This is a genomic window from Flavobacterium olei (assembly GCF_039749035.1).
In the GTDB taxonomy this organism is placed as follows: domain Bacteria; phylum Bacteroidota; class Bacteroidia; order Flavobacteriales; family Flavobacteriaceae; genus Flavobacterium; species Flavobacterium olei.
On record NZ_JBDKWC010000004.1, the window covers coordinates 195565 to 208390 of the forward strand.

The 12826-nt window shown below is 40.1% G+C and carries 9 protein-coding genes; 2 read left to right on the forward strand and 7 right to left on the reverse strand.

Annotated elements, in window-relative coordinates:
* The first annotated feature begins 299 nt into the window (after positions 1–299).
* On the forward strand, positions 300–971 hold the full coding sequence (locus ABEB31_RS11795) for a response regulator transcription factor (protein ID WP_163394692.1): 672 nt from the start codon (positions 300–302) through the stop codon (positions 969–971).
* Between the two features lie 203 nt (positions 972–1174).
* The gene (locus ABEB31_RS11800; RefSeq protein WP_188726545.1) at positions 1175–1855 is read left to right on the forward strand and encodes a DUF1345 domain-containing protein; all 681 of its coding nucleotides are present in this window, start codon (positions 1175–1177) and stop codon (positions 1853–1855) included.
* 516 nt (positions 1856–2371) lie between these two features.
* Here ABEB31_RS11800 and ABEB31_RS11805 read toward each other — a convergent pair.
* From ABEB31_RS11805 to ABEB31_RS11835, 7 genes are all read right to left on the reverse strand, one after another.
* Positions 2372–4174 carry a heavy metal translocating P-type ATPase gene (locus ABEB31_RS11805; RefSeq protein WP_347051848.1) on the reverse strand — a complete coding sequence of 601 codons (1803 nt, stop codon included), beginning with the start codon at positions 4172–4174 and terminating at the stop codon, positions 2372–2374.
* 249 nt (positions 4175–4423) lie between these two features.
* Positions 4424–5401 (reverse strand): bestrophin family protein, encoded by a 978-nt coding sequence (locus ABEB31_RS11810; RefSeq protein WP_341874176.1) that lies wholly within the window; start codon positions 5399–5401, stop codon positions 4424–4426.
* A complete protein-coding gene (locus tag ABEB31_RS11815; RefSeq protein ID WP_347051849.1) occupies positions 5373–5945 on the reverse strand; it encodes an MgtC/SapB family protein in 573 nt (190 codons plus the stop codon). The genes ABEB31_RS11810 and ABEB31_RS11815 overlap by 29 nt, the downstream gene beginning before the upstream one ends.
* Positions 5946–5965: 20 nt before the next feature.
* On the reverse strand, positions 5966–6253 hold the full coding sequence (locus tag ABEB31_RS11820) for a heavy metal-binding domain-containing protein (RefSeq protein ID WP_163394694.1): 288 nt from the start codon (positions 6251–6253) through the stop codon (positions 5966–5968).
* A gap of 22 nt (positions 6254–6275) precedes the next feature.
* A complete protein-coding gene (locus ABEB31_RS11825; protein WP_163394695.1) occupies positions 6276–7535 on the reverse strand; it encodes an efflux RND transporter periplasmic adaptor subunit in 1260 nt (419 codons plus the stop codon).
* An 11-nt stretch (positions 7536–7546) separates the two neighbouring features.
* Entirely contained in the window at positions 7547–11896 is a 4350-nt protein-coding gene (locus ABEB31_RS11830) for a CusA/CzcA family heavy metal efflux RND transporter (protein ID WP_163394696.1), read from the reverse strand.
* Positions 11897–12275: 379 nt separating this feature from the next.
* Positions 12276–12611, reverse strand: a complete 336-nt coding sequence (locus ABEB31_RS11835) for a DUF6660 family protein (protein ID WP_163394697.1) — start codon at positions 12609–12611, stop codon at positions 12276–12278.
* Positions 12612–12826 lie beyond the last annotated feature (215 nt).

The window sequence follows — 12826 nt, forward strand, 5'->3', positions numbered from 1 at the left end:
CGCCCAAGCATAGCCAAAATTTCCTTTCATTTTTTCGCAGGTGCCTCAGAAGGCATTTGTCAAATTTCAGTATGGTTTAAATGCTGCAATCCATATTGACCTAAGGCAGGGGAAATTTTATTTTCTGCATTGCGTCTGTAAGTATTATATCAGTAATTAAAATGAATTTCTAATTAAAAAGGCTGGGCTTAGTTTTAGATCTGCAGACTAATTGCATATGCATTGAGACTGCCTTTCGAAATAAATCTTACAATTTAGGATTGTAATCAAATCTCTAACCATTAATTACCTAGTTGAAAATGAATATTCTTATAATTGATGACCAGCCAAAAAGTGTAGATTTCCTGCGCCTTGGGCTGGAGGACGAGGGACACTTTGTCCATACTGCCGAAGATGGACAGGAGGGAGTCCTGCGGGCAACAACACGAAACTATGACCTTATACTGGTAAGCTGGATACTGCCATCAGCATCAGGCATGGAAGTATGCCAGGCGATAAGAGTGTATGATATCCATACTCCTATAATTTTTCTCACAGTTAAGGATTACCTCGAAGATACCATTATAGGGTTGGAGTGCGGTGCTAACGATTACATAAAAAAGCCATTTGGTCGAGCCGAGCTGCTATCAAGGATCATGGTGTATGAAAAAAAAGGACAGAACAAGTCAGAACGTGAATATAGACTCTCGGATATTATTATAAAAATGAGCAGTTACAAAGTATTTAAAGCCGACAGGGAGGTGGTGCTGACCCGCAAAGAATTTCTTCTGCTGGCTTACCTGGTGCGGCATAAAGGAGAGGTCTGTTCACGAGTGGATATTATACGGGAAGTCTGGGGAATAGATTATGAATATGACGCAAGTATCATCGATGTTTTTATGAGTAACATACGAAAAAAACTCCGTATCAATGCCGATGATAAAAGACTGCGAACCATAAGGGGTATTGGCTTTATGGCAGACGAAATCTGAAAAGCCCACATCTGAATTCTAATCATGACGATTTACAGAATATAGTCATAAACAGAATCAGATGTAGCTATTAACCGTATGATATAGTACTGTTTCTTTTAAGTCAGTAAATTTAACATGATGCAGTGGTAGAAATTTTTGGCTTTAAAAAGCGATCACGCAAAGTATTTCAACGTAAATTATAAATTATAAAATAGTAAGTTTTGAAGTTAAGAAAGAACTGGATTACCAAAATTGACAGCCACATAAGGCTGTATATTGCAATAGGCACTGGAATTGGCACTTTTTTTATTTTGGGAGATCTTCAAAAAGCCTCTATTCACTGGATGGCCTCCTGGCTGGCGTTCTCAGGGATGTTTCTTTTTTTATCCTGGATGTCCATTTTTACATGTCATCCCAAAGAGCTTCACAAAATAGCTGAAAAGCAGGATTCGGGAAGATCACTAATTATGATTTTAATCTTACTGGCCTCGCTGATCAGCATGATTGGCATAGTTTTATTTTACAAAACTTCAGAAGAAATGAAAGGCGCAGAACTCACTACCCATATTTTATTGACAATCTTCTCAGCCATATTTGCGTGGTGGCTGGTACATACCACCTTTACTTTTAAATATGCTCATCTATACTATGCCGTTGGGAAGCAGAAAGAAGGCAGACAGGTATACGGAGGTCTTGATTTTCCTGATGAAAATACTCCTGACTATCTGGATTTTTGTTATTTTTCATTTGTGCTTGGAACTACCTTTCAGGTATCAGATGTTAATATTACAGCCCGGCACATACGAAGGATAGCGCTGCTGCATGGACTGCTTTCTTTCTTCTTTAATACCATTATTTTGGCTCTTAGCATTAACATAATTGCTGGACTGATTCAAAAATAACTTCGGCCTAGATCTAAAAGGCATAACGCAAATCACAAAAGCCTGATAAGGAGGTATGCTGCCTAATAAAGCATTTCAGCTGATCCTCCGGTATCACCTGGAGCACAGGATCTTTTCGAGCTGCTGTGCAGCTAAACGCAGCGGCTTAACAAACAGTTTAACTCATCAGCTGGGAGAAACTGCCCTGCCGGGTATGTCTTTATTTACCTATGATCCTCTTTTTAATTGAAATGAAATAAGCAATCTTATGTGAATTAAAGCGAGTATAGAAAAGCTTTAAATATTTCAATATTCCAACTGGAAAAGGATGTCGCAGCCGGTATACATTTTTTATGCCAATAAAATCTGGAATTTTTCTATCGGCTGTAGTATGAAATACAAAAAAAAAACAAGGGAGCGATCGAATGACGATTGCTCCCTTGTTCTATAATATAGATGCTACTTCTATAGATATAATGATAACTTTCCGGCACTTTAATTATGCAAAATATTGGTTTTGTGCTGCCGGTGCTATTGTTACATTTTTAATCTCTGGATCCTTACAGCGTTTAAGATAGCTAAAAGGGATACCCCGACATCAGCGATTACCGCTTCCCAAAGTGTGGCCACACCTCCGGCTCCCAATGCCAGAACTATTACCTTCACGACCATTGCAAGGATTATATTCTGCCATACGATTTTCTTTGTCAGTTTTCCAATTTTTATGGCTGTAACAATTTTAGAAGGCTGATCATTTTGTATCACGATATCCGCTGTTTCAATTGTAGCGTCGCTGCCAAGTCCTCCCATAGCGATACCTGCATCTGCCAGCGCTACGACAGGTGCATCATTGACACCGTCGCCGACAAAGGCAATTTTCTTACCGTCGTTTTTCAGTGCCGTTACTTTTTCCACTTTTCCTTCCGGGAGTAAATCCCCGTAAGCGTTGTCGATTCCCAGACTTTTGGAAACTTCATCCACAACGGTCTGCTTGTCTCCCGAGAGCATCACAGTTTTTATTTTTAAATCATGCAGATCTTTGATCGCTTTTGGCGCATCCTCTTTTATTTTATCAGCAATTGTAATGTGTCCCTTATATTGTTTGTCAATAGCAAGAACTACAATAGTATATACTATAGTATCAACTTCAGCTGGATATTCGATGTTGAATTTTTTCATCAGCTTGGTATTTCCTGCAAGAACTTCTTTTCCGTCGATAATTCCTTTAAGACCATGTCCGGAAATTTCCTCTACATTGGAAATTGCAATGCTCTTAATACTGTCCTTACCTGCATGTTCGACCACTGCAAGCCCGATCGGATGGGTGGACTGGCTTTCAATAGCCGCAGCATATTTAAGGAGTTCCTCCTTTTCTATATCTTTTGAATTGATTTCCTGTACTTTAAAAATGCCTTCGGTCAGTGTTCCGGTTTTGTCCATTACCACTACATTGATTTCAGTCATTACATCAAGAAAATTCGATCCTTTAAATAAAATACCATTTCGGGAGGCAAGTCCTATTCCGCCAAAATAACCCAGAGGGATTGAAACCACAAGGGCACAAGGACAGCTGATCACAAGAAATACCAAAGCCCTGTAGAACCATACATTAAACTCGTAAGGGTCTACAAAGAAGTAAGGAGCGAAGCAGACTGCAACAGCCAGGGCAAAAACAATAGGGGTGTATATTTTTGCAAATCTGCTTATAAAGAGCTGTGTCTGTGATTTACGGGAGGTGGCATCCTGAACCATCTCAAGAATCTTACTGAGCTTGCTGTCCTGAAAAAGCGAAGTTACTTTTATTTCGGCAACCGTATTTAGATTAATCATTCCGGCATAAATCTGTTCTCCCTTGTTTTTTGTATCGGGCTTGCTTTCTCCTGTCAGGGCTGCTGTATTGAAGGACGCTTTTTCAGAAATCAGTTCACCATCCAAGGCTACTTTCTCTCCAGGCTTTATTTGGATGATTTCACCGGGTTTTACTTCTTTCGGGTCTACAACTACAAAGCCGCCGTCCCTCTGCACCGCGACCTGATCGGGTCTAATGTCTAAAAGTGCCTTAATGCTTCTTTTCGCACGGTTGACAGCTGCGTCCTGAAACCATTCCCCTATTGAATAAAATGCCATCACGGCAACACCTTCACTGTAGGAACCAATGGCAAAGGCGCCAATTGTGGCAACGCTCATTAGGAAAAATTCATTAAAGAAGTCAAATCTTATGGCCTTTCTGTAAGCCATGTATAAGACATTGTATCCGGCAAGGAGATAGGCTGCCGTAAATATTATAAGGTCAGCTGGAAACGGCGGTACAAATTTAAAACCAAATTCAAGCACCAGCATGATCACAAGTATGACTATGGCTAGCAGAAGCTGCCAGTGACTTTTCCATCCCGAATCAGTATCTTCAGCCCCGTGGTCGTGTCCGTCACTGTCCGAGTGCTGCTCTTCTTGCTGGACAGTTGTTACTTTGTTGTTTTCTTCTAGATCTCCAACAGGAGTTCTATTTGGAGTATCCGTATTTTGGGTGTTTTCACTCATAATGTAGTTTTTTAAGGCGGTATTGGAAAATACCGCAAGGTTATTATATAACTAGTTAATGTAATAGTAAGAGTCTGTTTGAATCGCCGGTATGACTGTATCGCTGCAAATTTCCTTTATGTTGTTTTCTATAACAGTGCAGAGTGCAGTCATGGGTATATCGGTGGGACTGTTCTCAAAAGGGTCCTGCATAATGATGGCGGTTTTTTCCACTGCTATAAACGTAGAGGATATAACAATGGTCAAAACAATTTCAATTGCCGGAAAACTGTCTTCAAGTCCAAAGGGAAGGATAGAGGTAAGAAGATAAATCAGAAAGTGGATCAGTAAGCTGTAGGATTTTGGAAATACGGTGTTTTTAATTCTTTCGCATTTTCCCATAGCGTCGTTCAGCCGGGCAATAGTAGTATCGATCTGCACCTGTTTATTGTCATTTAGTCCGAATTTTTTTGTTACAAGTGCCAGCTGATCCGCATGTCTGTTCAAAAGCTCTGCGGGAACATTATTTGCCTTTATATAGTGCTGCTCAAGATAAGATCCGACCCGCTTGGAGAATGGAATCTTTCTCAGGCTTTCCGATAGAGCAAAACACCAGATAACCTGTCTCTGGGCAAATTCTTTTAATTCAGAATCTGAATCAGGCAGGAACTGTTTGGTCTGCCTGATTAATGTTCTGGAATCATTGACAATTTCTCCCCACACTTTTCTTGCCTCCCACCAGCGGTCATAGGACTGTGCGGTACGAAAAGCAAGAAGCAATCCTACTATTGTCCCCATTATACTGGTAATGGGAAGAGGTATTGCAATTTCACGCAATATGGTATTATGGTCAAGGGTACCGATTACCAAAGCATAGGTTATGATAGCTGCGATATCAACCCAGATCGATTTAATGAAAAACACTATGGAACTTTTGTTGTTTTTAACTAGCATGGTAGTCGCTTTTAGGGTTTTTATAAAATTAATTATTAGGAAAGCCAGATCACTAATCCCCAATAATTTATAGTTCCTTATGACTTGAATGGTCATAGTTTATCTTTTTTTTCCACCTGATATACCATTTCTGGTGATGTAGGGAAAGTAAAAAATACAATGCACCAGCACTTGCCACGGCAATTATATACATGTTCAGACCAACGGCTACCCCGACGGCCGATGTGCACCAGATTGTAGCAGCAGTTGTAAGGCCATGTGAAGATTCCCCGTGATTGTTTCGGTAAATAATGCCTGCCCCAAGAAAACCTACTCCTGTTATAATATTGGCTATTACCCTTGATGCAGCACCTGGGTCTGCTGCGAGATGAACTGTAATGGAGGTAAACAGTGTTGCACCTATAGATACAGCTGCGTATGTCCGTACCCCGGCATCATGGCCGTGTCGTTCCCTGTCCAAGCCTATGAAGAATCCTAAAATTAAGGAAACCAGCAGTTTTAGAAGTATAAACAGCTCTGTATTAATATCCATATCTATGTAAATTACGAATTTATTGCCAAACATGGCTTTTTTAATCTTTAAAACCAGGCCATTATATGCCGTACCTGGTGTCTTAGATTTATTCCAGCACTGGTTCATCAATTTTAGGTCCCTAAAACCTAATGCTCATGACCTTGATGGTTTTTTGGATCATGCTTATGTCCCTGATGGTTTTCCTGGTTCACTTTGATAAGTTTCATTTGGCATACCGGACATTTCCCTTTCGTTTTATATACTTTTCCTTTTTCACAATTCGTTGGGCATTCATAAGCCAGTGTGTGCAGGTCTGAATCCTTATGCTCATGTTTTTGGTCATCGTGGGCAGAAATTTTTCGGTCATTGTTCCTGCAGGATAAAGCTGTTAATGCGCTTAGTATCAAAATAATAAATATAATTTTGGTTTTCATAATGAAGGTCTTTATGATCTTATTAGTGGTCATGACCTCCGCCGCCTTCACTTTTTAATAAATGACTTTGGATATAATACGCGCCTTTGGTCACTATTTTGGAGCCGGCATCGATTTTCTGAAGAAGGGTAGCTTGTATGAATCCCAGTTGTGAGGTTCCTGTTTTTACTTCAATACGCTGGAAATGATAGGTTTTGCCTTCATTCTCTTCGTGTTTGTCTCCATCGTCGTGAGCGTGCCCCTGCTTTTCATCGTGGGCTTCTTCTTCTTTATGACCCTCTTCCAGAACAAATATAAATTCGCGGCCGTCAGCTTTAACTATAGCTTCCACAGGAAGAGCGCTCACAGATTTTATGCCGATGTCGATAAGGGCATTGATATACATTCCAGGAATTAACTGTTGCTTGTCATTGATGATATCCGCGTGCACGGCAACTGATTTGGTCTCATTTTCAAATGATTTGCCCACACTGAAAATTTTTCCTTTAATTTCCGTATTATCCTGATTGGTCAAAATAAACCGTACATCTTGGCCCGGTTTTACCTTGCGAAGGTCTTTTTCGTAAACCAGCAGATCGACATGCAATTTTGAATTATCTACAATGCCAAGCAGTGGTTTTCCGGCTTCAACGTTGCTCCCCAATTTGATATTAATTTCAGTTATAAATCCTGCAATAGGCGCCTTTACGGCTACAGTGGAGGTTGCAGGACCATTTGGGTTAATATTTAACGTTGATAGCTGCTTTTGAAGAGAATTGAATCTTGCCTTTTCAGTTTCATAATTGGATTTTGTCTGCTGGAATACTTTTTTAGAGTTAACTTCCTCAGCGCTCAGAATTTTTTGTCTTTCAAATTCAAGTTTAAGGTACTCTAAATTGCTTTTGGAGGTAAGGTAAGCTTCCTGCATTTTAGAGAATTCAGGACTTTCGATAGTGGCAACGACTTGTCCTTTATTCACATGCTGGCCCTCGATAACAGAAATGCTTTTGACGATTCCTGTAGTAAACACTGATACATCTGCCTGATTCTGTGGAGGCAGTTTTGTATAACCATTAGCGTTGATAACATCGCTTAAGTTTTTCTGGGAAAAGCCACCAAGCTCTATTTGTGAACCTTTAAACTGAGCTTCATTGAGTTCCACTTCCTTGATTCCGGCCAGCTTTTCTTCGGTTTTATCTGCTTCTTTTGGAATTTCCGCATCATCCTTGCCAAGTATGAAATAAAGAATTATTGCAATTACTACAGCAGCTGCTATTGAATATATTATGTTTGATTTTCTCATTATAACTTAAATTATTGATTTATTAAATATTGAATTGCAATCACTGTCTGATTGTATTTGCTGATAGCATCATTATAGTTTAATTGTATCGTTGAGGCTGTTTCAATACTTTGAACATATTCTACATAGGAAATATCACCGTTTTGATATCCCTTTGTTGCATTTCGAATTATTGAATTAGCATTTTCAATTGCAGTATTCTGATAAAAGTCAATCAGCGACTGATACGTCTGCAATTGTTTGGCTAATTGTTCAAATTGAGTTTTTACCTGAGCATAAAGATACTCCGAATTCTTTTTTTCTACCTCTATGGTAGTTTTGGCTGCTTTTGCTTTGGCAGCGCCGCTTCCGGCAAAAACAGGTAGGGAAACTCCCACTGAGAAACCTTGGAACTGCAATGAATTGTCTGCTATGGCAGTGCTGTAAGGGTCCTGGCTTCCACTAATGGATTGTATGAAATATCCGGCTGAAAAATCGGGAAGCAATACTGACTTTTGAACTTTATAATTGGCTTGTGCGACTCTTACCTGATTCTCCGAAAGCTGAAGTCCGGGATTTTGTTTCACAAGGGTAGTGTCTGCCGAAATAGCAAAAGGTATGGGAACAAAAGTGGTATCGGAGACTGTAAAATCACCGTCAAGGTTCATCAGCGTTTTTAAATTGGAGATTTCAACCTGCAGCTGTGTGCTGTTTTCCTTTATACGCTGCTCGAGTTCCTGCTGCTTGGCAATGGCAATAGATTTTTCAAGCGAGTTAGTTTCCCCGGTCTGGAATTTCAGAGCTGCGGATTTTACGAACTTCTGCAGAATCACATTCTGCTTTTCAAGAATACGGTTTTGCTTTTGAAAATACAGCATGGTGTTCCAGGATTGGCGAATGCTGTATTTTACTTCCTGTTTGGTGATGCCCAATCTTGTCTGGCTTGCCTTGCTGTATTCGGTCAGCAATCTTTTGCGGGCAGCAATTTGAAAAGGGCTTATGCCTTGGGTTATTGTAATATTTTTGTCGTTTGCCTGTGAGTTAATTTTTCCAAAAGTTCCCAGGAACTCGGTTTTTGGAAGATCCCACGCGGACCCCAGCAATTGCGATTGTGCTTGTGTATCTAGCTGGGACGCCTGTATGCTTTTGTTGTTTTTCAAACCCAGGTCAAGGGCTGTACCTAAAGTAATAGGCTGTACAGGTCCCTGTGCATTTGCTGCTATAGAAAACAAACCTACAACTGCAATAGTAAGGGCAGTTTTTCCAGGACCTTTGATCTTACCTATGCCTTTTTCAAAGTACAGATAAAGGATCGGCAGTACGATCAATGTAAGCAATGTTGCAGTGAGAAGTCCGCCAATAACAACAGTCGCAAGTGGTTTCTGAACTTCTGCCCCGGCATTGGTGCTAATGGCCATTGGAAGGAATCCCAGTGACGCTACTGCCGCTGTCATAATCACAGGACGCAGTCTGACTTTGGTTCCCTCTCTAATTCTATCATGTATATCCTGCATTCCTTCTGCTTTTAATTGGTTAAAATATCCTATAAGTACAATACCGTTAAGTACTGCTACACCGAATAGCGCTATAAATCCTACACCGGCAGATATACTAAAGGGCATATCGCGGATCCATAGGGCAAAAATGCCACCAATAGCCGATAAGGGAATGGCTGTAAAAATTAGCAGGGACTGCTTAATAGAATTGAAGGTAAAGTAAAGCAAAATTAAAATTAGTCCCAGAGCGATCGGAACTGCTATGGAAAGACGCTTGCTTGCATCGATAAGGTTCTCAAAAGACCCTCCGTAGGTAGTGTAATAGCCGTCCGGCAGTTTTAATTTAGTATCCAGTTTGGCCTGAATTTCCTTTACAATACTTTCCACATCACCTCCGCGCACATTAAAACCGACAACAATTCTTCTCTTGCCGTTTTCACGTGAGATCTGCATTGGACCATCTTCATAATTTACATCGGCAATCTGCTCTAAGGGAATCTGGCTTCCAGAAGGCAGTGTAATAAATAGCGTTCTTAAGTTTTCAATATCCTTGCGGCTTTCATTGTCGAGTCTCACAACCATGTCAAAACGCTTTTCGCCTTCATAGACAACACCTGCAGCTTCACCTGCGAATCCCATGCGAACAACCCTATTGAGGTCGCCTATTTTTAAGCCATAAAGGGCTAATTTATCTTTATTATAACGGATTGTAATTTGTGGCAGACCTGCAACACGTTCTGCTTTTGCATCTGCAACACCTTTCACGCCTTTTATAAGCTGTACAACTTCTTCACCTTTGCTTACCAGCATATCGATATCTTCACCAAATATTTTAATGGCAACATCGCTTCTTACTCCGGTCATCAGCTCATTGAAACGCATTTGAATCGGTTGCGAAAACTCGGTTGAAGCGCCTGGAATCTCCTCAAGGGCCTCTTCCATTTTTTCCATTAGTTCCTCTTTGGTTTCAGCAGAAGTCCATTCACTCTTATCTTTAAGGGTAATGATCATATCACCCGCTTCAATCGGCATAGGATCTGTTGGTATCTCGGCACTACCGATCTTGGTAACGATCATTTTGATTTCAGGAAATTTAGCCTTTAGTATTTTTTCTGCCTTTGTGGTCGCTTCTATTTCCTGTGTAAGTGAACTTCCTGATGCTATAATAAGATGTGTTGCGATGTCTCCTTCATCAAGTTGTGGTATAAATTCACCTCCCAGTGAATTAAAAACAAACAGGGCAACTACAAAAAGAGCCAGCGCAACGCCTATAACGGCTGCTTTTACTTTCAGGGCTTTTTCCAACAAAGGGCTGTAGAAGCGGTAAATGGAATCGATTATTTTGTCACTGATGTTTTTCTTATGTCCGGTTTCTTTTTTAAGAGCAAGGGCAGACATCATCGGAACATAGGTCAGTGAGAGTATGAAAGCACCCAATATCGCAAAAGAAACGGTTTGGGCCATTGGTCCAAACATTTTTCCCTCAATTCCTACAAGGGCAAGAATTGGCAGATAAACAATAAGAATTATGATTTCTCCAAAGGCGGCGCTGCTTCTGATTTTAGAAGAGGCCTGATACACTTCTTCGTTCATTTCTGCTGTATTGAGCTTGCCTTTATTGCTGACCTGAAGTCGATGTATAATAGCTTCTACGATGATAACCGCACCATCTACAATAAGACCAAAATCTATAGCTCCAAGGCTCATCAGGTTACCGCTAACACCAAATAGTTTCATCATCGTGATGGCAAATAACAATGCCAGAGGAATAACAGAAGCTACTACAAGTCCGGCCCTCCAGTTGCCAAGCAATAGCACAAGAATGAATATTACAATAAGGGCGCCTTCAATCAGATTTTTTTCAACAGTTGAAATGGCTTTATTAACCAGAACAGTTCTGTCCATGAACGGCTCAATTTCTACGCCTTCAGGGAGTGATTTTTTGATCTGTTCCATTTTTTCTTTTACGATCTTTACGATCTCACCGCTGTTTTCACCCTTAAGCATCATTACCATCCCTGAAACCTCTTCGCCTTTGCCATCCTTGGTAACAGCTCCGTAACGGATTCCTGCCCCAATTTGCACCTTTGCTACATCGCGGATAAGGATAGGGATTCCATTTTGGTTTTTGACTACGATTTTATTAATGTCATCGATATTATTAACCATACCAATACCTCTGATGAAGTAGGCGTAAGGCTTTTTATCGATATAAGCACCGCCGGTATTTTCGTTGTTGTTCTCCAGTGCATCGAAAATTTCCGTTATGGTGGTATTCATGCTTTTGAGCTTATCCGGCTGAACAGCTATTTCGTACTGTTTAAGTATACCGCCCAGCGTGTTTACCTCGGCAACTCCTTTTGTTCCGATAAGCTGGGGCTTGATAATCCAATCCTGAATTGTTTTTAATTCCGTAGCATTGAATTTGTTTTCATACCCTTTTTTGGGGAATACCACATATTGGTAAATTTCTCCCAACCCAGTACTAAGGGGAGCCATTTCGGGAACTCCTACGCCTTTTGGTATTGTGTTTTCTGCTTCTTTTATTCTTTCGGCAATTTGGGCGCGTGCCCAGTAGATATCAACGTTTTCCTCAAAAACCACTGTTACGACACTCAGTCCGAAACGGCTGATTGAACGAAGTTCAACCATCCTGGGAATTGATTTTACAGACTGTTCTATAGGATAGGTGATGAATTGTTCTACCTCCTGAGTGGCAAGTGTAGGGGAGCTGGTGATAATCTGCACCTGATTGTTGGTTATGTCCGGTAAGGCGTCGATAGGGAGCGTGTAAAGCGAATAGCTTCCTACAGCTATAAGTACCAAGGTGAATAATCCAATAATAAACTTATTATTGATACTAAAATGAATTATTTTATCTAACATTATCTTATTGTAAATTAAATGTATAAAAGCGGTTTTGATGATCTCTCCCTGTTTGATCTGCATTATTGATGGCATGCCAAATGAGGGGCACTGCTAAAAAAAATGGAAATGGAGGTGACTGCGATCTAAGTACAGTATACTGATCAATTTGCCTGTTCTTCTAAGGACGGTGTACAGTGAAAAAGTGATAAATTCTTGCACCGACTCCCAATAGCAGTAATAGGCAAATCAGAACTGTGATAATTGTTCGCAGAACAGCATAGGGTTTTTTAGGCTGTACAGCCTTTTTTTTTGATTTTATCATTTTGGCATAATTAATTGATACTATTATGAGACGACAATACAACACAATTGTGAAGCTGCCTGGGTCGCTATAATATTATGAATTGATCTGAGGGGGCTGCCAAATGCTTCCAGTGAAGCTTGATATTAAAGTAGATTGGTATTGTGATACCTTAGGAGAAATTTCCTGAATGGTAACGGGGAAATCAAAGGAAACAGTATTCACATTATTGACCACCTGAATTCCACAGCAGGCGCAGCTGCAAAAAGGGGAACATAAGTCTCTTTCTCCTTTGTGTGAATTACTGTCATTATGATGGGATTGTGATATCTCGGCAGCTTTTAATACAGCACTATACGCTTCGGTATCAGCGCAGGTAATCCCTGAGAGGCTTAGCAGATAGATAGTTAGTATAAAGCTTAGTATTTTCACGCAATAAAAGTAAATAATTATTTTTAACCTTCCAATAAAATTATGGAAAATTTATATTTCATGCTTTACAATATCGTATAGTGCAGTATTCAGAAGCCATACTATTATCTTTTTCAATAGTGCTGTTTTACAGTATGTTAGTTTGATATCTTACAATAGCATATGTACGCTTATTTATGTCGGGACATGCTATATTTAAGGTATTGGTATTTTTT

Excerpts from the sequence above, each read along its gene's own strand:
- ABEB31_RS11805 (WP_347051848.1), bottom strand. The coding sequence starts at position 4,174 with ATGCTGGTGCTTGAATTTGGTTTTAAATTTGTACCGCCGTTTCCAGCT.
- ABEB31_RS11820 (WP_163394694.1), bottom strand. The coding sequence starts at position 6,253 with ATGAAAACCAAAATTATATTTATTATTTTGATACTAAGCGCATTAACA.
- ABEB31_RS11815 (WP_347051849.1), bottom strand. The coding sequence starts at position 5,945 with ATGAACCAGTGCTGGAATAAATCTAAGACACCAGGTACGGCATATAAT.
- ABEB31_RS11830 (WP_163394696.1), bottom strand. The coding sequence starts at position 11,896 with ATGTTAGATAAAATAATTCATTTTAGTATCAATAATAAGTTTATTATT.
- ABEB31_RS11795 (WP_163394692.1), top strand. The coding sequence starts at position 300 with ATGAATATTCTTATAATTGATGACCAGCCAAAAAGTGTAGATTTCCTG.
- ABEB31_RS11825 (WP_163394695.1), bottom strand. The coding sequence starts at position 7,535 with ATGAGAAAATCAAACATAATATATTCAATAGCAGCTGCTGTAGTAATT.
- ABEB31_RS11810 (WP_341874176.1), bottom strand. The coding sequence starts at position 5,401 with ATGACCATTCAAGTCATAAGGAACTATAAATTATTGGGGATTAGTGAT.